The sequence below is a fragment of the Pseudoalteromonas rubra genome (genome assembly GCF_005886805.2).
Taxonomy (GTDB): Bacteria; Pseudomonadota; Gammaproteobacteria; order Enterobacterales; family Alteromonadaceae; genus Pseudoalteromonas; species Pseudoalteromonas rubra_D.
The window spans coordinates 3,067,818-3,092,682 of record NZ_CP045429.1; the positions used below are offsets into that span (position 1 = coordinate 3,067,818).

At 47.9% G+C, this 24,865-nt stretch carries 28 protein-coding genes; 12 read left to right on the forward strand and 16 right to left on the reverse strand.

All coding sequences use genetic code 11. The annotated features are described in order from the left end of the window. Positions 1-3 precede the first annotated feature (3 nt). Genes recO through rpoE form a run of 9 tightly spaced genes read right to left on the reverse strand, consistent with a single transcriptional unit; the run spans position 4 to position 7,665 of the window. A complete protein-coding gene (gene recO / locus CWC22_RS13330; protein ID WP_138537543.1) occupies positions 4-711 on the reverse strand; it encodes a DNA repair protein RecO in 708 nt (235 codons plus the stop codon). Further along, positions 712-1,614, reverse strand: coding sequence for a GTPase Era (era, locus tag CWC22_RS13335; RefSeq protein WP_049864276.1), 903 nt, complete (start codon positions 1,612-1,614; stop codon positions 712-714). Then, a complete protein-coding gene (gene rnc, locus CWC22_RS13340; protein ID WP_010382304.1) occupies positions 1,604-2,281 on the reverse strand; it encodes a ribonuclease III in 678 nt (225 codons plus the stop codon). The genes era and rnc overlap by 11 nt, the downstream gene beginning before the upstream one ends. A gap of 1 nt (position 2,282) precedes the next feature. Beyond that, positions 2,283-3,218: a signal peptidase I gene (gene lepB, locus CWC22_RS13345; protein WP_138537545.1), complete on the reverse strand. Its 936-nt coding sequence runs from the start codon at positions 3,216-3,218 to the stop codon at positions 2,283-2,285. Between the two features lie 11 nt (positions 3,219-3,229). Beyond that, the gene (gene lepA / locus CWC22_RS13350; RefSeq protein ID WP_010382307.1) at positions 3,230-5,017 is read right to left on the reverse strand and encodes a translation elongation factor 4; all 1,788 of its coding nucleotides are present in this window, start codon (positions 5,015-5,017) and stop codon (positions 3,230-3,232) included. 58 nt (positions 5,018-5,075) lie between these two features. Then, positions 5,076-5,534 carry a SoxR reducing system RseC family protein gene (locus tag CWC22_RS13355; protein WP_125560139.1) on the reverse strand — a complete coding sequence of 153 codons (459 nt, stop codon included), beginning with the start codon at positions 5,532-5,534 and terminating at the stop codon, positions 5,076-5,078. Next, positions 5,531-6,484: a MucB/RseB C-terminal domain-containing protein gene (locus CWC22_RS13360; RefSeq protein ID WP_125560137.1), complete on the reverse strand. Its 954-nt coding sequence runs from the start codon at positions 6,482-6,484 to the stop codon at positions 5,531-5,533. The genes CWC22_RS13355 and CWC22_RS13360 overlap by 4 nt, the downstream gene beginning before the upstream one ends. Then, on the reverse strand, positions 6,485-7,084 hold the full coding sequence (locus CWC22_RS13365) for a sigma-E factor negative regulatory protein (protein WP_125560135.1): 600 nt from the start codon (positions 7,082-7,084) through the stop codon (positions 6,485-6,487). It lies immediately after the preceding gene. Continuing rightward, on the reverse strand, positions 7,081-7,665 hold the full coding sequence (gene rpoE, locus CWC22_RS13370; protein ID WP_046006775.1) for an RNA polymerase sigma factor RpoE: 585 nt from the start codon (positions 7,663-7,665) through the stop codon (positions 7,081-7,083). Before rpoE ends, CWC22_RS13365 begins: the two co-directional genes overlap by 4 nt. A gap of 258 nt (positions 7,666-7,923) precedes the next feature. Between rpoE and nadB the strand changes: the two genes are divergently transcribed. Further along, positions 7,924-9,549, forward strand: coding sequence for an L-aspartate oxidase (gene nadB / locus CWC22_RS13375; protein WP_138537547.1), 1,626 nt, complete (start codon positions 7,924-7,926; stop codon positions 9,547-9,549). A gap of 35 nt (positions 9,550-9,584) precedes the next feature. On the opposite strand, the gene CWC22_RS13380 is transcribed toward nadB, so the two are convergent. Together CWC22_RS13380 and CWC22_RS13385 are read right to left on the reverse strand one after the other, a co-directional pair. Next, positions 9,585-9,935, reverse strand: coding sequence for a protein YgfX (locus tag CWC22_RS13380; protein ID WP_326838537.1), 351 nt, complete (start codon positions 9,933-9,935; stop codon positions 9,585-9,587). A gap of 40 nt (positions 9,936-9,975) precedes the next feature. Continuing rightward, positions 9,976-10,227, reverse strand: a complete 252-nt coding sequence (locus tag CWC22_RS13385) for a succinate dehydrogenase assembly factor 2 (RefSeq protein ID WP_010382320.1) — start codon at positions 10,225-10,227, stop codon at positions 9,976-9,978. A 161-nt stretch (positions 10,228-10,388) separates the two neighbouring features. On the opposite strand from CWC22_RS13385, the gene CWC22_RS13390 reads away from it, so the two are divergent. Both CWC22_RS13390 and CWC22_RS13395 read left to right on the forward strand, forming a co-directional pair. Continuing rightward, entirely contained in the window at positions 10,389-11,306 is a 918-nt protein-coding gene (locus CWC22_RS13390) for a YgfZ/GcvT domain-containing protein (protein ID WP_138537551.1), read from the forward strand. An 11-nt stretch (positions 11,307-11,317) separates the two neighbouring features. After that, entirely contained in the window at positions 11,318-11,797 is a 480-nt protein-coding gene (locus tag CWC22_RS13395; RefSeq protein ID WP_125560126.1) for an FKBP-type peptidyl-prolyl cis-trans isomerase, read from the forward strand. A 30-nt stretch (positions 11,798-11,827) separates the two neighbouring features. Here CWC22_RS13395 and CWC22_RS13400 read toward each other — a convergent pair whose 3' ends face one another. From CWC22_RS13400 to CWC22_RS13410, 3 genes are read right to left on the reverse strand one after another with little or no spacing between them, the layout of a single operon-like run. After that, positions 11,828-12,268 carry a hypothetical protein gene (locus CWC22_RS13400; RefSeq protein WP_125560124.1) on the reverse strand — a complete coding sequence of 147 codons (441 nt, stop codon included), beginning with the start codon at positions 12,266-12,268 and terminating at the stop codon, positions 11,828-11,830. A gap of 13 nt (positions 12,269-12,281) precedes the next feature. Next, positions 12,282-13,148 carry a DUF481 domain-containing protein gene (locus CWC22_RS13405; protein WP_419144609.1) on the reverse strand — a complete coding sequence of 289 codons (867 nt, stop codon included), beginning with the start codon at positions 13,146-13,148 and terminating at the stop codon, positions 12,282-12,284. Continuing rightward, entirely contained in the window at positions 13,124-13,441 is a 318-nt protein-coding gene (locus CWC22_RS13410) for a DUF440 family protein (RefSeq protein WP_125560122.1), read from the reverse strand. Before CWC22_RS13410 ends, CWC22_RS13405 begins: the two co-directional genes overlap by 25 nt. 223 nt (positions 13,442-13,664) lie before the next feature. Here CWC22_RS13410 and CWC22_RS13415 point away from each other — a divergent pair, with 223 nt between their 5' ends. The 9 genes from CWC22_RS13415 to CWC22_RS13455 all read left to right on the forward strand — a co-directional run bounded on the left by CWC22_RS13415 (position 13,665) and on the right by CWC22_RS13455 (position 22,683). Next, positions 13,665-14,459: a crotonase/enoyl-CoA hydratase family protein gene (locus tag CWC22_RS13415; RefSeq protein WP_138537553.1), complete on the forward strand. Its 795-nt coding sequence runs from the start codon at positions 13,665-13,667 to the stop codon at positions 14,457-14,459. Between the two features lie 70 nt (positions 14,460-14,529). Next, the gene (locus tag CWC22_RS13420; protein WP_171045025.1) at positions 14,530-14,886 is read left to right on the forward strand and encodes a CidA/LrgA family protein; all 357 of its coding nucleotides are present in this window, start codon (positions 14,530-14,532) and stop codon (positions 14,884-14,886) included. After that, on the forward strand, positions 14,879-15,571 hold the full coding sequence (locus tag CWC22_RS13425) for an LrgB family protein (protein WP_138537557.1): 693 nt from the start codon (positions 14,879-14,881) through the stop codon (positions 15,569-15,571). The genes CWC22_RS13420 and CWC22_RS13425 overlap by 8 nt, the downstream gene beginning before the upstream one ends. Positions 15,572-15,643: 72 nt before the next feature. Next, positions 15,644-16,483, forward strand: coding sequence for a mechanosensitive ion channel family protein (locus tag CWC22_RS13430; protein ID WP_125560114.1), 840 nt, complete (start codon positions 15,644-15,646; stop codon positions 16,481-16,483). 73 nt (positions 16,484-16,556) lie between these two features. Then, the gene (locus CWC22_RS13435; RefSeq protein WP_230090573.1) at positions 16,557-19,121 is read left to right on the forward strand and encodes an Ig-like domain-containing protein; all 2,565 of its coding nucleotides are present in this window, start codon (positions 16,557-16,559) and stop codon (positions 19,119-19,121) included. A 250-nt stretch (positions 19,122-19,371) separates the two neighbouring features. Beyond that, positions 19,372-20,328 (forward strand): hypothetical protein, encoded by a 957-nt coding sequence (locus CWC22_RS13440; RefSeq protein WP_138537559.1) that lies wholly within the window; start codon positions 19,372-19,374, stop codon positions 20,326-20,328. Positions 20,329-20,481: 153 nt separating this feature from the next. Further along, positions 20,482-21,342 carry a glutathione-dependent disulfide-bond oxidoreductase gene (gene yghU / locus CWC22_RS13445; RefSeq protein ID WP_138537561.1) on the forward strand — a complete coding sequence of 287 codons (861 nt, stop codon included), beginning with the start codon at positions 20,482-20,484 and terminating at the stop codon, positions 21,340-21,342. Between the two features lie 209 nt (positions 21,343-21,551). Continuing rightward, positions 21,552-22,055 (forward strand): hypothetical protein, encoded by a 504-nt coding sequence (locus CWC22_RS13450; protein ID WP_125560111.1) that lies wholly within the window; start codon positions 21,552-21,554, stop codon positions 22,053-22,055. A 16-nt stretch (positions 22,056-22,071) separates the two neighbouring features. Next, entirely contained in the window at positions 22,072-22,683 is a 612-nt protein-coding gene (locus tag CWC22_RS13455) for a superoxide dismutase (RefSeq protein WP_125560109.1), read from the forward strand. 50 nt (positions 22,684-22,733) lie between these two features. Here CWC22_RS13455 and aroC read toward each other — a convergent pair whose 3' ends face one another. After that, the gene (gene aroC / locus CWC22_RS13460; RefSeq protein WP_138537563.1) at positions 22,734-23,834 is read right to left on the reverse strand and encodes a chorismate synthase; all 1,101 of its coding nucleotides are present in this window, start codon (positions 23,832-23,834) and stop codon (positions 22,734-22,736) included. Positions 23,835-23,890: 56 nt separating this feature from the next. Next, positions 23,891-24,826, reverse strand: a complete 936-nt coding sequence (gene prmB / locus CWC22_RS13465; RefSeq protein ID WP_138537565.1) for a 50S ribosomal protein L3 N(5)-glutamine methyltransferase — start codon at positions 24,824-24,826, stop codon at positions 23,891-23,893. Between the last annotated feature and the right edge of the window lie 39 nt (positions 24,827-24,865).

Consider the following 24,865-nt stretch of genomic DNA (forward strand, 5'->3'; position numbering starts at 1 on the left):
TTATTACCTTGGTTGAAATAGCTCTCTGCTTTTCAGCGGTTTATGGCCAAGTAACGGCCTGAGTAAATATCTGCTTAAGCCCTTCGCCTGACGCCTGACCTGATCATCAGTAAAGTCATGCTGAGCGATCTGTTGAAGCACCCGGCCCAAAAAGCCGATGTGTCTGTCATCTGTTCTGATAAACCCCAGCTCTCGGGTATATTGATAGTAGGCAGTCTCACTAATTGCCTCGCCATCGGCATCACAATCAAATTCAACCCCGAACCCCAGTTGCTCCAGTAACTGAAACTCAAAGCTACGCAATGTCAGTTCAAATTGGTGCTTATTGGCACTATCGACGAGGCTATGAAGCTGTAATAAATGCTGATGGTAGAGTGAGAATATCGACTCCAGTGGTTCATTAACCGGAATTACCCGTGCACTGAGTTCATTGAGGTAGAAACCACAATACAATACCTGCCCTTTTAAAGCCATAGGCTGAGTATGTAGCTCAATGTCGTTAAGGTATTTTAAATCGTGTCGGCCACTGTAGCGAACCAGTAACAGGCTGAAGGGTTGGAGATGTGCATTATGTCTGAGCGCCTGACGCCCTTTAATACGGGCCAGCATCATCAGCTGACCCACCCCTTCGACCAGCATATTGAGCATCACCTGAGAGTCGCTATGCGGTCGGCGATGCAGCAAATAAGCCTGTCGAAAGTCATTGTTCAATTAGTCTTCCCCGTAGCCAAGACTACGCAGTGCCCTCTCATCATCTGCCCAGCCAGACTTCACTTTTACCCAGCACTCGAGGAACACTTTGTTATCCAGCATTTCTTCCAGATCGCGACGTGCTTCACGGCCAATGACTTTGAGCTTTTCACCCTTGTTGCCAATCACCATGCGCTTTTGCGACTCACGTTCCACCAGAATAAGTGCGTTGATCTGCCATACGCCATTATCAAGCCATTTAAACTGCTCAATTTCAACCGTGACCGAATACGGCAGTTCATCACCCATAAAGCGCATTAGTTTCTCACGCACAATTTCAGCAGCCAAAAATCGCATTGAGCGATCCGTGACATAATCATCCGGGAAGAAAAACTCGCATGCAGGCAAATGCTTGTGTACTTCAGCTTTAACCATATCGACATTGCGATTTTGCTTAGCCGAAATTGGAATGATGCCCACAAAGTCACCTTGCTCAGATAACCATTGCAAGTGCGGCATCAAAGCTTCACTTTTGTCTTTAACCTGATCGCTTTTATTGATCACCACCAAAACCGGTCGGCCGCTGGCTTTAACTTTGCTCAGCACCATTTCATCGTCTTTGGTCCACAAGGTGCCTTCAACAACAAAAATCACCAGCTCAACGTCACCAATCGAGCTCGACGCCGCTCGGTTCATCAGACGGTTAATGGCACGCTTTTCTTCGCTATGCAGGCCTGGGGTATCAACGTACACCGCCTGATAGTTATCCTCAGTGTGGATCCCCATGATGCGATGTCGGGTAGTTTGCGGTTTACGCGAAGTGATACTGACTTTTTGTTCAACCAGCTTGTTTAATAACGTCGATTTACCAACGTTGGGTCGCCCGACAATCGCGACCATGCCACAATGGGTATTAGGAGTCATTCTTTAAAATCTTTAGTGCTTTTTCAGCGGCCTTTTGCTCAGCCTTACGACGAGAGCTGCCTACTGAGATAATACTTTCCATCCCTTCCACAATGCATTCAACCGTAAAGGTTTGATTGTGCGCTTGTCCCTTAGTGTCAATTACAGTATAACCGGGTAGCGGTAACTTGCGTGCTTGCAGGTATTCCTGCAACAAAGTTTTCGGATCTTTTTGGTTATGTCCTGGAGAGATTGCCGCCAAACGCGAGTCATACCACTTTAATACCAACGTCTTACAGGTCTCGATGTCTGAGTCTAAAAACACCGCGCCAATAATCGCTTCAACTGCGTCTGCCAGGGTTGACTCTCGACGATAACCACCGCTTTTCAACTCACCCGGACCCAATCTGAGGTAATCACCCAGTCCAAACTCAACACCAAACTCTGCCAGCGTTTGCCCTCGCACAAGCGTTGAACGCATCCGGCTAAGATCGCCTTCTCGCGCTTTTGGAAACTGCTTATACAGCGCATTTGCAATAACAAAGCTTAAAATCGAATCGCCCAAAAACTCCAGACGTTCGTTATGCTGACCCTTATGGCTACGATGTGTCATAGCCTGCTCAAGCAGGCTTTGATCTGTGAATTCGTAACCGATTTTCTTATATAATTCTGTGACGTTTTTTTTCATGCTACTGAATATTACCTAGGCGTTCAAACCGAACTCCTGTTGGAACCCAGGAAGGCAAAACGCTGTCCTGGCCATTTTCAAAATCAAAACTCATCCAAATAAATACCGCTTTACCAACCAGGTTCTCTTTAGGTACAAACCCCCACATACGGCTGTCCTGACTGTTATTGCGGTTATCACCCATCGCAAAATAGCTCCCCTCAGGGACTACCCATTCGTCACGACGCGTGCCTGGTTGTTGATAATAACGCTCTGTCAGCTCTGGCAATTGTGGCGTGACTAATACGTCGTGCGTCACGTTAGGCAAACTTTCGGTTAAACGAACCATTTGCATTGCGCCTTGTTTAAATTCGTCGCGATTAACAATGTCCAAATTGATCTTGTTAAATTCACCACACGCCAGGCCATCTCGTTGTTGTTCACCATCGTCACACTGAGGCTTGATGTATAGCTGACGATCACGGTACACAATGCGATCGCCCGGCAAGCCAATGATACGCTTGATAAAGTCAATGCGCTCATCCAGTGGGAATTTAAACACCGCGATATCACCTCGCTGAGGGTCATCTATTTCAACCAATTGGCTGCGCCAGACCGGATCTTTAATGCCATACGCGTACTTTTGCACCAGGATAAAATCACCATCCAACAATGTCGGCATCATAGAGCCAGACGGGATCTGGAAGGGTTCAAAAATAAATGAGCGGAACACTGTTATCGCCGCAATCATAGGAAAGATTGATTTGGCGCTTTCAGTGATGGCAGGCACTGGTGCTATCTGCTCAATTGTTTCTTCATCGAGCGGCTGCTCAGACGCGCCTTGAGCTAATGCGATTCGCTCTTTACGCTTGGGCGCATACAACAAGTGATCGATTAACCAAATCAAGCCCGAACCGAGCGTCAATAACACCAAAAATACTGAAAAATAACCTGCCATAATAATTCCTGTTACTTACCTACTTTAAGAATCGCGAGGAAAGCATCCTGTGGCACTTCAACATTGCCCAGCTGCTTCATGCGTTTCTTACCTTCTTTTTGCTTTTGCAGTAGTTTCTTCTTACGACTGACATCACCACCATAACACTTCGCGATGACGTTTTTACGTAACTGTTTCACAGTGGTTCGTGCAATCACATGGTTGCCGATTGCAGCCTGGATAGCAATATCAAACATCTGACGCGGGATCAGCTCACGCAATGCGTCTGCCAATTGGCGTCCACGACCTTGAGAATTCTCACGGTGTGCAATAATCGCCAGGGCATCAACCCGGTCACCGTTGATCAGAATGTCCACACGGACCATGTCCGACGTCTGGAAACGCTTAAAGTTGTAGTCAAGAGAAGCAAACCCTCGGCTGGTCGACTTAAGCTTATCAAAGAAGTCCATGACCACTTCAGCCATTGGCAATTCATACGTCACGGCAACCTGCTTACCGTGGTAGCTCATTTTGGTCTGTACGCCACGCTTTTCAACACACAGAGTAATGACGTTACCCAAGTATTCCTGCGGCACCAGAATATTCGCTTCTACAATCGGCTCGCGAATTTCGATGATGTCATTCACCGGTGGCAAGTCTGATGGGTTATCAATCTGGATCACCCCATCTTTCGTTTCCACTTCGTATACAACCGTTGGTGCCGTCGTGATGAGATCCATGTCATATTCACGTTCCAGACGTTCCTGAATAATCTCCATGTGAAGCATGCCAAGGAAGCCACAACGGAAACCAAAACCCAGTGCAGTTGAGTTCTCAGGCTCGAAGAACAAAGATGCGTCATTCAGGCTCAACTTATTCAGTGCATCACGGAAGTTTTCATAGTCATCAGACGAAATAGGGAACATACCCGCATAGACCTGAGGTTTAACCCGCTTAAAGCCAGGTAAACGCTCCTCAGCTGGTTCCTTAGTTAGGGTAATTGTATCCCCCACTGGAGCACCATGGATGTCTTTAATACCGGCAATCACAAAGCCTACTTCACCCGTTTTCAGGACACCCGTTTCTGTTTGTTTTGGTGTGAAAATACCGACTTTATCAGCAATGTGCGTCTGATCTGTCGACATAATCTTAATCTTGTCACCACGGCGTAACTCACCGTGCTTAATACGTACCAATGACACAACGCCCTGGTAAGAGTCAAACCAGGAGTCGATGATCAATGCCTGGAGAGGTTGCTCTGGCTCACCCTCGGGTGGCGGCACGTCACGTACGATCATTTCCAGTACCTCATCGATACCGATACCTGTTTTAGCACTACACTGTACTGCTTCAAGCGCTTCAATACCGACGATTTCTTCAATCTCTTCAGCAACGCGCAATGGATCAGCCTGCGGCAAGTCGATTTTATTCAACACCGGCAGCACTTCAAGGTCCATTTCAATCGCGGTATAACAGTTAGCCAAAGTCTGAGCTTCAACACCCTGACCAGCATCTACAACCAACAAGGCGCCCTCACAGGCAGCCAGTGAACGGGATACTTCGTAGCTGAAATCTACGTGTCCAGGCGTATCGATAAAATTGAGCTGATACGTCTCGCCGTCATTGGCCTTATAATTTAGCGTTACGCTCTGCGCTTTAATGGTGATCCCACGCTCTCGCTCAAGGTCCATCGAATCCAGCACCTGCTGCTGCATCTCGCGATCTGTTAAGCCGCCGCATACCTGGATTAAGCGGTCCGAAAGGGTCGATTTCCCGTGATCGATGTGGGCAATAATTGAAAAGTTACGGATGTGCTTCATATACTGGATTCTAAACTTCTGTTTTTCACAAATAGAGATTAAACGCCGATTTTACAATTTATTTGGCGCAATCACCATCTATTTGCGTTAGGGGAAGGCTAATTGGATAAATTTTTATCACTTTGATGTCGTGACGCAGTGCTTTTGTGCGCTGTTTTGCGATTTGAAAGCCAACGAGTCCACCCATTACGGTGGCCAGTATTTGCCAAAGCTCACCAGCCTGCAAAAAAAGATGTGTGATAAACATGGCAGCAAACGCCATTGCCAGCGGTAACAGATACACCCAGAGAGCATTTTCGACCACTTTGCTGTCATCCAATGTCAGGGTCATTTTTTGTCCAACCTGAACTGGCTCCTCACAGGCAATGGGTAAGGCTTTTTTATGGCTACCAAACAGCTTACTAAAAATCTGTGAGCCGCATTTACCGTTGCAACCCGCACACGCTGGTTTTTCCTCTGCAACAAGCCAAACGGTACCAGGCTCGACACGTGACACCGTGAGTGTTTGTTCTATCATAACGGTCGCGTTACCGACTCTGCAATTGCTTTGGCCGTCATAGTGGGGATCTTCCCAACTACGGACACATCAAACGCACCAGAGTTGTGAACATAAACCGTGGTTGCACCAGAGCTGAGCGCACCGCTGGCTCTTTGTCCCGACAAAGGCCTCTGCACAAACACAGAAAATTCAACAAGCCCGTCAGAAAACAAAAAGTAATCGGCCAGTTCGTTATTTAAATCAAGCTTATGTCGGTCTGACTTGAGCAGTTTAAAGCCTTCAGGCAACCAACCTATACGCCAATTATTTTGCAGTTTTTGGGTGTTTTCTGTCTCTGCCAGAGAAGCCAGCGGCATTGGAAAATCTTTGCTACTTAACTCTATCAAAGGCTGTGCAGGTTGTTCCGTTACACTGATATGAGTGAGCTGTAATTGCTCCAGCACTTCACCCTGCTGTGTCACATACGCAGCTTTAAGCAACAACGCAGACTGAATATCGATCCACAACCAATAGTTGTATTTATGTTCATCTTTAGAAACCAGACGAACGAGCTGCGCGGCCCTGTCGGCGATACGCTCTTTACCGCCAAGTACAAAATCATAGCTGTTTGACAGGCTGCCTATCTCGCCAAACAAAATTTCAGGAATAGGACCCGCAATGGCGTCCGTTTCGATAGAATAAGGTTGGGTTTGTGGTTCAAAGTAGGTGACTTTATTATCAACCCGCACCACTTCAAGGCCAGCACCATTTTGTCGGCTAAGAATTTCCAGTTCGCTGTCTTCCACTTTACCATGGAGCCAGCGGTAAGGTTCCATACCTTTGCCTTTTACCACCACAAATGATGCATCAAAGTTACGCTCCTGAATAGCAGAAGACATATCTGTGAGCAGCTGTTTTGCATTAATGATATCGCTGGCAACAACCTGGGCACTCAGACCCACTCCCAGTAGTAACGCAAGCCACTTCATCTACTTTTCTTGTTCCTCTTTTTCTTCCTGTGCTTGTTGAGCCAATGCATGTGCCATTCTGGACTGGCGCTGATGCTCTAGTACCAGTGCACCAATACGTTGCTGTTGTAACTCTCTTAAGCCTTTTTCTGCACTTTCCAGCGCAGGTTCGGACGAGAGGCTCACTGGCGACACAGACCCGGTGACTGGGGTCGATTGTAACACAGGAAAATCACCGTTGGCTTGTTCCTGTGGTGCATAATTACTGACGCCCAAAACGGCAACTAAAGAAACACTCGCTGCAATCGCTACTTGTGCAAGAGGCTTACGCCAATTAGACAACGCAACGACATTATCTTCCTGACGTACTTTTTGCGGCTCTTGTTGTGGAGCCTGTTCGCCATAAGTAACCTCATCTGCCAGCGCATCAGCCATGCTGGCTGTGATATCTATACAAGGTGCCTGATTTTGCTGGCTACGCATCGCATCACCTATCAGCGCGTAACGAGCAAACTTATCTGCATCGAACTGTGCCTGACTGGCATTATCCAGTGCCTGCTCGGCATCAAAAATACTGGATGTTACTTGCCCGTCTTTGACATTAAAGTTTGATTGCGTCATCTACTATTACCTATGAGTGGGTTAATATTATTGTCAATGGCCTCACGTGCTCGAAAAATCCTCGATCTGACAGTGCCTACCGGACAATCCATCACAACGGCGATTTCTTCATAGCTCATGCCCTCGATCTCGCGTAGCGTGATCGCGGTTTTAAGATCATCGGGTAGCGATTCAATGGTTCTGAAAATTACCGCTTTGATCTCATCACTTAGCAATAAGCTCTCCGGAGAAGCATTAGACCTTAATTGCTCTGCTCCGTCATAAAACTCTGCTTCCTCAGCATCAACATCATTGGCAGGCGGCTTACGCCCCTGTGCCACCAGATAGTTCTTCGAGCAATTAACCGCTATTCGGTACAGCCAAGTGTAGAATGCGCTGTCACCCCGAAAATTGGGTAAAGCCCGATACGCCTTAATGAAGGCCTCTTGTGCTACATCGGCCACATCGCCCGAATTGGATACGTAGCGCGAGATCAATGCTGCAACTTTGTTCTGATATTTGGCAACCAACAAATTGAACGCATTTTTATCTCCTTGCTGAACACGCCGAACTATCTCTAAATCTAAATCCTGCTCGCTCATTCGAGCCGGTACTCCTCTTTGTTATTACTTGTTTTTCACACACATTGTCGCGCATTGTTGCCATCTTTTACAGCTACTCTGACTAAGTGCTGAATAAAAAGTTCTGTTTTTTTGATATTTTTTTTAAAATACCCCGTATTGTCACGTCATAAACGTATTCGGTGTTGAATATGTCAGCTAGCAGCCTTACTGGGCTAAGCATAGCAGAATTATCAAAACACGCAGAATAACAGGTTTAATTAGCTAAGACCCACTAACATGAAAGAACAAGTTCAACACCAAACAGATGTCATTATCGTCGGCAGCGGCGCAGCCGGATTAAGTCTGGCCTTATCGCTTGCAAATACATGCCGCGTCACTGTGCTCAGTAAAGGCGAGTTGCGTGAAGGTTCAACCCTCTACGCACAAGGTGGCATAGCTGCGGTCTTTGATAAGAAGAATGACAGCATAGAATCACACGTTGATGACACTCTGGCCGCTGGTGCAGGCCTCTGTGACAGAGAAGCAGTGCATTACACGGCTTCCAATGCCAAGCAATGCCTCAAGTGGTTAATTGAGCAAGGCGTGCCATTTGATATGGAGTTTGATAGTAAAGGACGGGAGCGTTTCCACCTCACCCGAGAAGGGGGACACAGTCACCGCCGTATACTACACGCCGCTGATGCTACCGGCAAAGCAGTACAATCTACCTTGATTGAGCGAGTTCAGGAACATCCAAATATTCTGTTACTGGAACAATACAACGCAATCGACTTGATCACTCAGGGCACCTCAGATCAAAAAGTCGTTCATGGCTTATACGTCTTTAACCGCCGTGCCAACCGAGTCGAAACGGTCACTGCCAAATTTGTTGCTCTGGCAACCGGTGGCGCGAGCAAAGTGTATCTTTATACTTCTAACCCGGACGTATCCAGTGGGGATGGTATCGCCATGGCGTGGCGCGCCGGCTGCCGTGTAGCAAACATGGAATTCAATCAGTTTCACCCAACCAGCCTGTACCACCCTGAGCTGCAGAATTTCCTGATCACAGAAGCAATGCGTGGAGAAGGCGCTCTGCTGAGACGCCCTGATGGCACTCGCTTTATGCCTGATTTTGATGATCGGGAAGAGTTAGCACCACGTGATGTTGTCGCTCGCGCTATCGACTACGAGATGAAGCGCCTGGGTGCCAATTGCGTCTATCTGGATATCTCTCACAAAGACAAAGACTTTATCATAGAGCACTTCCCGACTATTTATGCTAAATGTTTGAGCGTCGGTCTGGATATTACCAAAGAACCGATCCCGGTCGTCCCGGCGGCACATTACACCTGTGGCGGAGTCATGACAGACTTTAACGGCCTGACCGACATCAGCAATTTATACGCCATCGGCGAAGTAGCCTATACCGGGCTTCACGGCGCCAACCGCATGGCAAGTAACTCATTGCTTGAGTGTATTGTATTTGCCCATGCCGCAGCCAAAGACATACTCGCTAAAATAGAGAATCAGCCAGAACCACCCGAATTGCCGGAATGGGATGAAAGTCAGGTCAGTGATTCAGATGAAGAAGTCGTGATCACCCATAACTGGCATGAGCTCAGACTATTTATGTGGGACTATGTAGGCATTGTTCGTTCAACTAAGCGACTGGAGCGAGCACTTCGTCGGGTTGAATTATTACAGCAAGAGATTCAGGAGTATTATTCTCACTTCAGGGTCAGCAATAACCTGCTCGAACTGCGTAATTTGGTTCAGGTGGCTGAGCTGATCATTCGCAGTGCGCTGGCCAGAAAGGAAAGCCGAGGGTTGCACTATACGCTGGACTTCCCAGACAGTGCTGAGACCACAGAACCAACTATCCTGACCTCAGAAGAGGCAAAACGCGAGTCTGAGTCCAATTGATACCCGTATGCTGAGCCACTTCGCTTGGTAATACCTCACACCATCAAAAACACCTGGCGACATAATTGTCGCCAGTACTCTTCCTGCATAGCGTGACGCATAATTCCGATATGCCGGGTACCTTTATCTGTCTGAACGGTCAACAGCAACGAACAGTGGCAGTATAGACGCACAGACTTGAGTTGTCCCTGCCAACGCTGTTGCTCGGCCGAAACGATGAGTGTGCCTTGTTCTGGTAATATCCCCAGTTGGCCTGACAGTACGAAATAGTGTTTCATCGTATGCCTGGCAAAGCGATACCCCAGAAAACATGTTGCCAAATGCCACCACCAAAGTGTTGGCGTCACGATAACCAAAACGGCCAATAGGCAACAAAAAAAGACCACAATTACTTTGTGGTCAGGTGTGTTTTGCTGGAAATAAAAACTAAGCGCGGACCCGGTCAAGAACAAACTTTACCATAGTGTCCAGCTCCGGATATGGACAGGCTTCATGGCCCATAAACCAGGCAAATAAATCGGGGTCTTCTACTTCCAGTAAACGTTGAAACACCAACTTATCTTGTTCAGATAACTGGTCGTACGCTTCATCAACGAAAGGCTCCAGCAAAATATCCAACTCCAGCATGCCACGGCGACATGCCCATTTTGTACGAGCCTTTGAATACAACTCAGCCATAATTTCCACATACCCTTAAATTTTATTGTGTCACAGTGATTATAACGTATCCTGCGGTGCGCGTTAACTGTGTGAAGAAACAATAATCGCGCCCTTCGCGCCTATCTCAGTCGCAAGATTTGCGGTAATATTAGGTAAATTCTTCAACAAGGATCAATAAGATGGCACAAGCAAATGCATATCCTCTTAGTTTACAATTGATCTCTGTAAGCGGCGCCGATAAGTTAAGTTACCTGCATGGCCAGGTCACCCAGGATCTTAATCTGCTGACGGATGATAACTTCCTTTGGGCCGGGCATTGCAGCCCGAAAGGTAAATTGTGGGCAACCCTCAGGCTTAGTAAATTAAACGATGCCTATCTGCTACTCGGATCTCAGGCTGAGACCGACGCTTCCTGTCGGGAGCTCAAAAAATATGGTGTGTTCGCTAAGGTTGATATTGAAATAACGCACCATCAGGTGCTTGGTATACTGACTGATGACATGTGCCAAACGTGCGACCTGTTAGGGCTCACCTTTGCTCAAGAATCCAACGCCTGTACATTTGGTGATAATAACAAAGCTCTGAAACTAAATGGCCAGCGCCTGTTGCTGATTGTCGAACATGGCTACACATTACCACAAGGTGTTGCACTGCACACTGACCCCACCCCGTTTGACAGTGCCACAATTTTGGCTGGAGAACCACAACTCGGTGAAACCAGTGTCGATGAATACGTACCTCAGATGGTAAATCTACAAGCGCTGGGCGCGATCAGCTTTAAGAAAGGCTGCTATACTGGTCAGGAGACGGTGGCCCGGATGCGTTATTTGGGCAAAAATAAACGTGCTCTTTATATTGTAAAGGGCCAGGCCAGCGCGCATCCACAGGAATCAGAACTTGAGGTCCAACTGGAAGGGGACAACTGGCGTCGGGCAGGCAAAGTGATCCATCAGGCCTACGACAGCGTCAGTCAAGACTATTATGCGCTGGCAGTGATGGCCAACGACCTGACTGACTCAGCAGTTTTGCGTTGCAAAACGCACCCGGGAGTTGAGCTGAAAATTCAGCCTCTTCCCTACTCTTTAGAAGATAATTAAGCGGAAATATTATGAAGATTGCCCCGAATACCGTTGTAAAAATGCACTACGCTGTGTTGGACAATGATGACAACAGCATAGACAACACCTTTGATGATGAACCGCTTGAGTTTATCGTGGGTACGGGTTATTTGATTTCAGGCCTGGAAGAGGCACTGATGAGCAAACAGGCTGGAGACAAACTCAGCGTGTCTGTTGAGCCACAAAATGGCTATGGCGAACGTCACGATAATTTAATGCAGGCTGTGCCAAAAAGCATGTTCGAGGACATGGAAGTAGAGGTCGGCATGCAGTTTCGTGCCACCACAGACGACGGTGAACAAACGGTGATCGTGATTGGCGTTGAAGGCGACGATGTCATTGTTGATGGCAACCATCCTCTTGCCGGTATCACGTTAAACTTTGATGTGGAAATTCTGGAAGTTCGTGAAGCAACAGCGGAAGAGTTGGCGCATGGTCACGTCCACAGCGAGGGCGGGTGTGCGCACTAGCACTCACGCACCAACACACTAAAAAAGCGCCTATTTGGCGCTTTTTTTGATCTCCTCAAGCGCTGCAAGCACGCCTTCCTGGTCGTTAGTACCAATACGGTACTGTGAGCCATCCTCAAGCACAAACTCAATGGCTTTGAAGCCATGCGCAGCATACACCCAGCCATCATGCGTGATCTTGACACCAATGCCATGGCGAAACGAATTAGTCACGGGCGCGAATGACTGCAACTCAGTAACCTTAACCGATTTCTTGAGTATGCCGGGACCAAACCACCAGCTCACGGTCTGCTGCGCTTTATCTACCTGTACGGTAAGTCCGTAGAACAAGTAACCAATCAGTAGCAAAATACCAATGAACCCATAAAGCAGTGCATTGTGGCCCAACAAATAGATTGCCATGGCAACAAAAGTGGCAAACCAGCCCAGAAATGCCCAAATTATCCAAGACCATTGCGTCTTTTTATACATGCACCTACATACCTTAATTAAAACTATAAACGAGTGTCACACCTATTTCGCTATCCACTTTTTCTTTGCCTTCTTCAGGCTGAGAATGATAGCGGTAGGTATAAGCAACTTTCATAGAAACACCGCCCATGACCTGACTGATCAACGCTGTTTCTGAAAAAATACGTGCGCCCAGACCCGACATGGATCTTTCATAACTGATGTCCTGATTAAATCGCGTGCGTTTAGAAACGGTGCGCTCCCACTGCAATGCAGCGCGCAACAGGTGACCACGCTCAACTCTTTCCTGATCAGGCTCTAACTCAGTTTCATCGTCTCGCCTGTACATAGACAGACCCGGACCAATATCTAAATCAACGGTGTTTTTACGCCCTTCGAAGACACGCTTACCATAACCGGTAACAAAAGTTGTGGTGTATTCTCGACCATTAAACTTATCCAGTTCATAGTCGCCGTACAGAAACAAAGACGTATTCTTCTGCCCTATTTTATAGTTACCCTGTGCAGAAATGAAATAACGGGATGCCGTTTCATCTTCTATGTTCGTGTCTGGGTCAACCTCGCGACGATAAGCGCCATCAAACTTAAACTGGTTACGCCAGTATTTAAAATCCTGATAGAGATTGCTCTTAAGTTTAAACGCGGTATTACTGGTATTCCCTCGATTGAGCAAAACACCAAACTCAACGTCACCGTACAAAAACTCTCCTTCATGAAGTGCGTGGATTTCTTCTTCCGACAATTCTCCATATTTATGGAAGTCTTCAAACGGATCGACGGCCAAAGCTTCAGCACTAAGCAATAGCCCAGCACAGACAAGGAAAAAGGTGGCGTGTTTCACTGCACTGATTTCTCTTACTGCTTCCAGACAATGTGACAAAAAGGCGCATCCAGGTCCCGACTGATCAGAATTTTGGCAAAAATGACATCGCCTTGCGCTTCCTCCAGGCCAACACTCACCTGAATAAAGTGCTCAGCTTCTGCCTCCTGGTCATAAGCAACCAAAGTATGCCAGCTGTCATCCGGTACACTGTCTTCAATAAAGCCAAATTCTTCACTTTGGCTGTCGAACAACTCAACGTCTTCAGCTGTCAGGTTATCACCGGCCAGCTCAAGGAAAATATCATAGGCTTGTTGCGTTGCTTCTTCGATAGAACTTAAACGTGCAGACATTACATCACCTCGTCTGTCAAAATTGAGGGGTATAGTAGCAAATTGCAAATTTACAAGGCTACGGCTTTTAGTTAGTTTTAACAAAAATGTCGCCCAAATGCATGAAAACAGTAAATTGACCTACTCACAGTGCCACCCACAACGGTGGTAAGTTTAAAGTAAATACTCTATGCTGGCTCTGCAAAACGAAAAGAATAAGAGTACGAAGCAAAAGGAAAGAGATATGGTCCAGTTAGAGACAATTGACGGCATCGCCTGGGTCACCCTCGCCCGGCCTGAAAAACAAAACGCGTTATCCTTTGAGATGTTCAGGCAACTGGATAACATCATCCACACACTCAAACGAGATCGTCAATTGCGCGCTGTTGTGATCCAGGGACAGGGTGCGCATTTTTGCGCTGGCCTGGATGTCAGTGCGGTCATGAAAAAGCCCCGCAACATCTTCTCACTACTGAGTAAATGGCTGCCAGGTAATGCGAATCTGGTACAGCGCGTTGCGCTGGGCTGGCGCGCCCTACCCGTGCCTGTTTTCGCATTAGTCCGTGGTAATTGCCTGGGTGGGGGTTTACACATCGCCCTGGGGGCAGACTATCGCATTGTGTCACCCGATGCTCAGTTCGCCATTATGGAAGCGCGCTGGGGGCTGTGCCCAGACATGAGTACCAGTCTGATGTTGCCTGGTATCGTGCGTCATGATCAAGCGCTCTGGCTGGCTTCCAATCCACAACGTATCGATGCCCATAAAGCCTGTGAGCTGGGACTCGTTACGCAAATCAGCGACGATCCACTGGACACGATAAAACAACGACTCGCTCAACTGGCGCACATATCACCGGATGCGCTGGCTGCTATCAAACATCTATACAATGAAGCGTACCACCCGCCCAGGCGTAAACTATTGTGGCTGGAAACCTGGTATCAGATTAAGCTGCTACTGTCGAAAAACACCCGTATTGCGATGCACAATGGCCGCCAAACGGAACAAGCCAGGCCCTATCGTCCAAGAGGCAAATGGTAATAAGGTCGCATTGTGCGTCACACCGATTACACCCAAAATAACGCAAGGCTTAATCACAAACGTGTCTATTATGATGATTGCTCTTAGATTTATTGCATCCCTGGCTATTCTGATTGGATGCCTCTGGGCTGCCAGACTCATCACAGCAACCTTTGCACTGAGCTTGCCCGCCCCTTTGCTGGGGCTTTTGCTCTTATTTGGATTATTGCAAGGCGGCCTTTTAAGGAGTGAGTATTTACTTCCATCTTGCAACCCTATTTTAAAGTATATGGCCCTGTTTTTTATACCTGCGGGTGTTGGGTTGATAAACTATCTGGCAATATTCAGCCAATATGCCTGGCTGTTGATAAGTGTGCTCATCCTGGTACCCACACTGGGCTTATTACTAGCAGGCAAACTGGCCAGTCAGGGCAGATTTTATGATTAATATGCTAATGGGCTGCACATTCACGCTGGTCTTATTTGCCATCATGCGACGCGTCAATCATCGCTGGCGCTCACCCATGTTCAACCCCGTGCTGCTCTGTATTGTGCTTATCAGCGCCGCTCTGCTGCTTAGCAACATTGATTATATTGACTACCGTAACGCGACGACACCAATCAGTTTCTTTCTGGAGATAGCCGTAGTTGCCCTTGCCGTACCGCTCTACCAGCAGCTCCACGCGATAAGACCGTATCTGATACTCATTAGCCTCAGCAGCTTTTTGGGGATCTCCTGTGCAACAATAACCGCCTTCATGCTTTGTCAATGGTTTGCGGCACCTGAACCCCTCATGGCGTCATTAATGGCTTTGTCAGTCACTACCCCAATCACGTTGATTGTGACGGACACACTGAGCGGCATTCCCGGGGTTGCCGCCATCATGGTGATCCTCATTGGTGTGCTGGGTGGCGTATTTGGCTTAGCACTGCTCACTTTAGCCGGCGTAACACAACCGCAGGCCAAAGGCGTAGCACTCGGTGTGACCTGTCATGCAATCGGGACAGCCGCGGCAATGGAATATCACCCTGCCGCCGGAGCTTTTGCCTCCGCAGCAATGATAATCAGTGCCGTGATCACAGCGAGCTGGGTGCCAGTGCTTTTTACGCTGTTACAGGGCATAATCAGCTAAACTAAAAGAAACCCCAATGTCATCAACCGATAAGCGCTCACACATATCATAACGACAAGGCAGGAGCACAGCATGATAGAACAAGAAATTGCACAAATTGAACACTACTACGTGCTGATCCGAGATTACCTGGTGACCTACAGTATGCAATTAGTTGGTGCTCTGGTGATCTTACTATTCGGTCTATGGCTGGCTAAAAAGCTGGCTAAAGCTACTGAACGCCTGATGCTCAAACACAATATTGATGTGACACTGACAAACTTCATCAGCAACGTAGTCAAAGTGCTGCTCATTATTATGTTCACTATCATTGCGCTGGGTAAAATAGGGATCAGTGTGACCCCGTTTGTTGCCGCAATCGGTGCGGCTTCACTGGGGGCTGGCCTGGCAGTTCAGGGCATGTTATCTAACTACGGCTCTGGATTAGCCATCATTGCGACCCGACCATTTGTGGTGGGCGATACTATCGCTGTTAAAGGCGTGTGTGGTCAGGTAAAAAGCATTGAGCTAGGTCATACCATTTTGGTCAATGAGGAAAAGGTCGAAATCACCATCCCCAATAAGCACATCATTGGTGAAATTATGCAAAACTCTTTCGCTCACTCGCTGGTGAAAGGAGAAATTGGCATCGCTTATAGCGCCAACGCCGAGCAAGCAATTACGATTATAAATGGTATTTTGGCGGACCATGAAGCGGTCGCAGACACCCCACAAGCTCAGGTTGGCATTGAAGCATTTGGCGACAGTGCCGTCCTGATCAGCTACCGTTACTGGGTGCCGACCACTCAAATCATCGAACATAAACTGGCTATCAACGGAGCCATTTATACCGCAATCCAGACCGCCAACATAGAGATCCCATTTCCACAGCGAGTTGTCACAATCAAAGAGAAGCATACGTCCGCTGATTGATCCTGGTTGTTTTTCACTCTATGCTGTCAATGTTTTGTCTACAAAACATACAACATGTAAAACGGAGTGATCTATGAACACAAGAAAGTTAATGAAGATATGCTGTGCCGCAGGCCTGCAAATGATTGCAGTACATAGCTGGGCCCAGGGCGATACAGCCAACTATGACTGCAGCGCTCTGGCCGAATGGTCCAGTTCAACGGTGTACCGTAAAGGGGATCAGGTGCGTGCTCAGGCTCAAGCTTATGAAGCAAAATGGTTCAATCAAAATGAACTACCCGCGAATAATTCAGATACCTTTGACGTATGGCGACAACTTGGCCAGTGCATCAGCGGCAACGCCCCGGTGGTTACCCTGGTAAGCCCCCAGGATGGTGCTGTGCTGAACAAAAATGACAGCGCTGTTTTCTCCGCAAATGCCAGTGATCAGGATGGTGACCTTGCCCAGGTTGAGTTTTTTGTCAACAACATCAGCATCGGTATACTCAGCCAGCCTCCTTATCAGCTTACCTGGTCTGCACAGCTGGGTATGCACACAGTGAGCGCAGTGGCAGTAGACGCCAAAGGAAACCTCAGTACACCTGCAACAGCTGGCATTACGGTGCGAGATGACAACGGCAATGTACCTCCCGCTCTCACCATTGATACACCGACAAACAACCAAGCATTTAAAGTTGGCGATACCGTTAGCCTTGCCGTGCAGGCCACTGACACCGATGGCCAGGTTGTGCAGGTCGAAATGTGGCGAGATGCTCAGCGTCTGGCAACGCTCAATACCCCACCTTTTCGCCATGATTTTGTGACCGTGAGCCCCGGCAACAAACAGCTCAGAGTCATTGCACAAGACGACAAAGGCGCCACCGCTGAAGCCAGTGTGACCATTGAGGTGAGCGCTGCAAGCTCAGGTGGCTGCACAGGTCTGAGCACTTATCGAGCTGGTCAAGGCTATCAAAGTGGTGAGCTGGTAGCACACAATAATCGCAAATATCGCTGCGACATCGCTGGCTGGTGCAGCTCCAGTGCTGCATGGGCCTACGAGCCCGGCACAGGTCAACACTGGCAAGACGCCTGGAGCGATATGGGGATCTGTGCGATCGCGCCCGAGATTAGCTTTAGTCAGCCTAACGATAATGCCACTTTGCTGCGTAACCAGCCGACACAAATTGCTGTCAGTGCCTCCGATGCCGACGGGACTATCTCGCAGTTAGAGTTATTTGCTGATCAAACCTTACTTGGCAGTACCGCACAAAATACACTGACCGTTGAGTGGACGCCAACCAACACCGGGCCAGTTACACTCAGTGCTGTTGCAACCGACAACGAGAGCAACCAGAGCCAACAAACTATCCAGGTCACGGTTACCGATCAGCCACTGGTCGTTGATTTAACCGCCCCAACTTCGGGTACTCAATATGTATTGGGTAATACCATTTCTATCAAAGCCAACGCTCAGGCGCTCAGCGGTCAGATCTCGATGGTCGATTTTTATGCCAACGGGGTAAAAGTTGGCAGTGATACCCAGGCGCCTTATGAGTTTAACTACGCGCCAGCAACCGTTGGACAACACAGTATCTATGCAACCGCGACCAGCACATCGGGAGATACAGCAAGCAGCCCGGCTGCCACTGTCACGGTCATTACGCCGCCGGTTGGCAAAACCCATAAACTCATAGGCTACTGGCATAACTTTGTTAATCCGGCTGGCTGCCCTATTCCATTGGATCAGATCTCCGATGCCTGGGACATCATCGACATTGCCTTTGCAGAAAACGACCGCTCCTCAAACGGCACCGTTCACTTCAAACCTTTTGAAAAAGACATTCGCTCCAACTGCCCGCCCATTGATCCCGCAAAATTTAAGACCGATATGCAGGCATTACAGGCGCAGGGCAAAATTTTTGTGCTCAGCCTGGGTGGCGCTGAAGGCACCATTACGCTGAATACAGATGCCGATGAAACGAATTTTGTCAGCAGTCTCACAGCGATTATTCAGGAGTGGGGATTTGATGGCCTGGATATTGACCTTGAAAGTGGCTCAAACCTGTTGCACGGCTCTCAAATACAGGCCCGTTTACCCAGGGCAATTAAACAGATAGAGCAGAATATGGGCGGAGACATGGTCTTAACCATGGCACCAGAACACCCCTATGTACATGGGGGCATGATAGCCTACTCCGGTATTTGGGGTGCATACATTCCATTGATCAACGAACTCAGAGACACGCTGGATTTGCTACATGTTCAGCTCTACAACAACGGTGGACTGTCTAACCCATACGAGCCAGGCAGCGCACCAGAAGGCTCAGTCAACATGATGGTCGCCCACGCAAAAATGTTAATTGAAGGATTTGATCTTGCCGATGGCAGTCGCTTTATGCCACTGAGAGACGATCAGGTTGCCATTGGGCTACCCTCAGGTCCGCAATCGGCCAACTCAGGCCAGGCACCTATTGCCAATATCATTGCGGCATTGGACTGTCTGACCAAAGGTACGCAATGCGGTACGATTACGCCCAGCCAGCCTTATCCCGCTTTTGGCGGTGTGATGACCTGGTCAATTAACTGGGACAAATTTGATGGTTACAACTTCTCTGTGCCTGTGGGCAATAAGCTCACAGAAATGAATCAGGGGCTTTAAGTCTTCCTCAACAAGATAAAGGGGAAAATCGCCCCTTTATCTTGTCACATACAACCTCCAGATAATTTAATAAAAATGATAATTGATATCAATTGCATTTTACTGTTAGTTTATTGTTTACTAATTAGATACGCATTAGTAAAACTCTCGACGTTAATTCATACCTCAGAAGGGCTATAAAGTCGAAGTCAGTCTAATGCCATTTCTTAATTAGTTGTTTAACAACCGTAAACTATTACAAGGAATATCAATGAAAACTAAACTCTCAGCTATAGTGCTATCTGGCGCTCTGTTGTTATCGGTAGCGCCGCTTTCACAAGCAAAAGTAGTTGATGTCGCTGATTGCGACTTTTATGCAGACACCTGGTCATGGCTTGGATCTGGTCTTTATGACTACGCTGAACGTGATACAGTCAGAGTTAAATACAAAAACGACTTGGAAGTATGTAAAGCAGTACCATTAGGCAAAACGCGCTCAGTACTCAACAAAGTTTATGAAAGAAAGGATGCGCTGATTAATGACGCAAAACAGTCGGCTTTTGAGTCTATTAAAGCAGGTATCAAAAGTGGTTACAAAGTAGGTAAGCTAAATGCAGATATCACCGGAGATCTGCGTGTTAAAATATCTCCCTCAAATAATGGCAAGGTGACTGCATATGCAGGCGGTTTCGGGCTTAATAGCTCAGGGGAAGTCAGAGTGAAAGGCATCCCGGGCTGGATAGTCAAAGGTAAGCTCAGACTCACTATAGGCCGCATTGATGCAACGGCCGATTATAACCTGGCCACAGGCAGAGCAGATAACTTAAATGTCTCACCTCAAAATATTCACATAGATGCCAAACTGAGCTTTCTCGGACTAAGTATTCCAGTTCTTAGTGATTATGTAGAAAACAAGGTAGAGAGCAAACTGCGCGCTTCTATCGACAACCTGATTGAAACCAAAGCCAACGCCTTCGACAAACAATTTTTTTCATTAGATGAGGCCATCCCCAATGGGGAATTTGTATATCAGGGCAGAGATCTGGGCCAGGAAGCCAAAGATCAACTCTTCGACTTATTATCTGGCCAGTCTATTGAAGTTGTGATCGGTGGAGGGCCCCAGCAGCAACCAGGAATCCACAAAATTAAAGCGGTACAAGCAAAGTTTGCCGACCGATTGTCTTTTGAAATAGTACATGAAAGCGTTGATTTTCCATTCCTGCGCTAGCACGCCTCTATTAAATACTCATTAGGCAGGTATTTCCAACCTGCCTCTCACATTTTGTGTATGCAACCACCCCATCCACAGACTAGTAATAACACTTGATTAACGTTAAGGTGGTGTCCGTATACCTATTTAACACCATTCAAAGGAGATGCTATGAGTAACAACACGTATACCCCACCAAAAGTGTGGACACACCAGCCTAGCAGCGACAACAAATGGGCCAATATCAATAGCCCGGAATCAGGTGCCCGCCATGAGCAAGCACTGCCTGTTGGTACACACCCACTGCAACTCTATTCAATGGGCACACCCAACGGGCAAAAAGTCACCATTATGCTGGAGGAGCTGCTGGCGCTTGGGATCAGTGAGGCCGAATATGATGCACACATGATCCACATTGGTGAGGGTATGCAGTTTTCTTCAGGCTTTGTAGGCGTCAACCCGAACTCGAAAATTCCTGCTTTGGTCGATAAAAGCGGCGAAAATGAAATCAATGTATTTGAATCTGCTTCCATCCTCGTTTACCTGGCCGAGAAATTTGAACAGCTTTTGCCCGCATCAGGTACAGACAGAATAAACACCTTTAACTGGCTATTTTGGGCACAAGGCTCAGCGCCCTTTGTTGGTGGCGGGTTTGGTCACTTCTATGCCTATGCAGATGAAAAGCAAGAATACCCCATCAACCGCTTTGCCATGGAAGCAAAACGTCAGCTTGATGTACTGGATAAACACTTGGCAAAAAATACCTATGTGGCCGGTGAACAATACAGCATTGCCGACATTGCCATCTGGCCCTGGTATGGCAGTCTGGCACTAGGCAGAATGTACGACGCCGGTGAGTTTTTGCAGGTTCACCAATATGAGCATGTTGTACGCTGGGCAAAACAATTGGATGCACGTCCTGCCGTACAACGAGGCAGAATCGTCAACCGTACCTTCGGTGAGCCATGGGAGCAGCTCAGAGAGCGCCACAATGCTGCCGATATTGATGCCGTACTGGCATTAAAATCTTAACAAATAAGCGCGTGTCCTCCACGCGCTTATTTTCCGGCCTTACTCCACCGTTAGCTTCTCAACACCGCACACTTTCTGAGACTCAGTAATACATACTATACATTCAATTAATTTCAAATATAAATGACAATCATTTCTATTTATGTTTTTATATTCAAAATGTAATACTTGAGTGGTTCATATCCGGTAACCCTTGACGAGGAGTCCTTATGCTGCAAACTAATCCAACGTTGAATAGCGCGGCTGAGCAGTTAGAGCACGCGCTAGCCCCCTGGCAAAAAGCCATCACCGCAGGTAACTGTGCTTTTGAAGGTCAATCATTCTACAGCGCAAGAGACCATTATCAGAGCGCACTGTATCTGGTGAGCAATTTAATTGCCCACTTTACTCACCAGTACGATCAGCAGCTTCAGGAAGATGCACTGATGCATTGTTGCCCGGCGCTGATTGTCGCCTCACACAACCTGGCTGATTGCTACCTGGCACTGGGGTTACCGCACAAAGCGTGTGAGCAGCTCGTTAGCGTCCATCAACGTATGGTCCAGTTATGTGACCATGCCAACCCGCAAGTTGGATTAATTGCAATGCGCCATTGTATGCGAACACGAACTGAGTTAATGCACTTTATTACCACCCATAAAGCCTATAAAAACCTGGTCAGCTGGGCCACTCAGGCACTCAACACTCCCCAATCAGCACACCATTATCATTAATTTAAAGGAGAGAAGTATGGCATTTACACTGCCCGCATTACCTTATGCCTATGATGCGTTAGAACCGCATATTGATAGTAAAACCATGGAGATCCATCACACCCTGCATCACCAGACCTATGTCAACAAAGCCAATGCTGCGCTTGAAGGCAGTGAGTTTGAAGGTCAATCCACCATCGAATTATTAACCAATATCAAAGATCTCCCGGAAACATTGCGTGGCGCAGTGCGCGATCACGTCGGTGGCCACAACAATCACTCTTTATTCTGGGAAGTCATGTCACCACAGGGCGGGCAGCTTCATCAGGGAGAGTTGTCCGCAGCCATTGATAATCACTTTAGCAATTACGACACATTTAAAACGCAATTTACCCAGGCTGCGGTAAGTCGTTTTGGAAGTGGCTGGGCCTGGCTGGTCGTCGATGAGCAAAAGCGCCTGCAGGTCACCAGCTCCCTCAATCAGGACAGTCCATTTATGGACGGCCTGACACCTATTTTAGGACTCGATGTGTGGGAACATGCCTACTATCTCAAATATCAAAACCGTCGACCTGAGTATATTGAGGCTTTTTACAAGGTGATTAACTGGCAGGAAGTAGAACGTCGTTTTCTTGAAGCCGTAAGCTAACGTAAAGGAAAGCCAGCGACATTGCGCTGGCTTTTTTCTCCTGAGCGCCGTTACGTGCGCTGCGCAGGAATAGGACCGTGAGATAACTCAACATGTGGATTCTGACCACGTTGTCTGAGTAAGTGATCCATTAAGGTGATTGCCATCATTGCTTCTGCAATCGGTATTGCCCGGATCCCGACACACGGATCATGACGTCCTTTGGTGATCATCTCTACCGATTCATTTTGCGTATTAATACTCTGACCCGGGATCGTAATACTGGAAGTCGGTTTAAGTGCGATGGAAGCAATGATATCCTGGCCTGTCGAGATACCCGCCAGTACACCACCGGCATGATTACTGGTAAACCCCTCTGGAGTTAGCTCGTCGCGGTGCTCTGAGCCCTTTTGCTCAACCACCTCAAAGCCGTCACCGATCTCAACGCCTTTTACGGCATTGATACTCATCAGAGAGTGCGCCAGTTCAGCATCCAGTCTGTCGAATACCGGCTCGCCTAAGCCAACCGGAACCCCTTTTGCCACCACTTTGACTTTGGCGCCAACCGAATCACCTTGCTTTTTCAGATCCCGCATATATTCGTCCAGTGCGTCCAGTTTGGTTACATCGGGAAAGAAAAAGGGGTTCTGCTCAACCTGTTGCCAGTCAAACTGCTCAGCTTTAATCGGCCCGAGCTGGGACAGACAGGCATGGATCTCAACACCATGCACCTGCTTAAGGTATTTTTTAGCAATGCCACCAGCCGCGACGCGAATGGCTGTTTCTCTGGCCGACGAGCGTCCGCCACCACGGTAGTCGCGGTGTCCGTATTTATGCCAATAACTGTAATCACCGTGACCAGGACGGAAAACGTCTTTGATTTTGCTGTAGTCTTTGGAGCGCTGATCGGTATTCTCGATTAACAAACCGATACTGGTACCTGTCGTTTTACCTTCAAACACCCCTGAGAGGATTTTAATTTCATCCCCCTCTCGACGCTGAGTCGTATAGCGGCTTTGTCCGGGTTTGCGCCTATCCAAATCCACCTGAAGATCGGCTTCATTCAATTCAAGTCCCGCCGGGACACCGTCTACCACACCACCCAGGGCGAGACCATGGCTTTCACCAAAAGTGGTTACCTTAAATAATTGGCCTATGCTGTTGCCTGCCATTGATTTTCCTCATTCCAAAAAAACACCATCGCGCTTCCCTGCCTACAGGAAAACACTTAGTCGTTAAAGTAATCCAGTAACTGTTTTTTACTGATCACAAACACGCCCAGTCCACCGCGTTCAAATTCCAGCCAGGTAAATGGCGCGCCTGGATAAAGCGCTTCCATATGTACCATAGAATTACCCACCTCGACAAATAACAAGCCCTCATCGGTAAGGTGTCCGGCGGCCTCTTGCAACAAAGTCCGGGTGACATCCAGACCGTCTTCACCCGAAGCCAGACCGAGTTCTGGTTCATGGTGGAACTCCTCCGGGAGGTCCGCCATATCTTCCGCATCAACATAGGGCGGGTTTGCTACGATCAGATCATATTGCTGCCCAGGTACACCGCTAAACACATCGGACTGAATCGCAAACACCTGCTCCTGTGCCTGATGGTCATGAATGTTCATTTCGGCCACTGCCAGGGCATCGAAAGAAATATCAACCGCATCCACCTGAGCCTGCTCAAAGGCCTTGGCCAATGCGATTGCAATACACCCCGATCCAGTACACATATCTAATATACGGGTGACTTTTTCCGGTGACTTTAACCAAGGCGTGAACTGCGCTTCGATCAGCTCTGCAAAAGGCGAACGGGGCACTAACACACGCTCATCCACATAAAAAGGCAGTCCTGCGAACCAGGCCTGATTGGTCAGGTAAGCAACCGGAATACGCTCATCGATGCGCAATCTGAGATATTCTACCAGCCTGACTTTCTCACTGTGTGTCAGACGCGCGCTAATTAACTCTTTCGGCGCATCAACGGGCAAGTTGAGCAATGGCAGAACCAGGCTGACCGCCTCATCCCACGGGTTATCGGTGCCATGACCAAAAAACACGCCATTGCCCGCAAACTGGCTGGCAGTCCAGCGTAACCAATCCTGAATGGTGACTAAATCCTGATAGGCTTCTTCAGCCATCGCCTGAGAAATAACAGAGTCGCTCATGAGTTGCTCTCACTACTAAATGCATGGCGGCATTGTAAC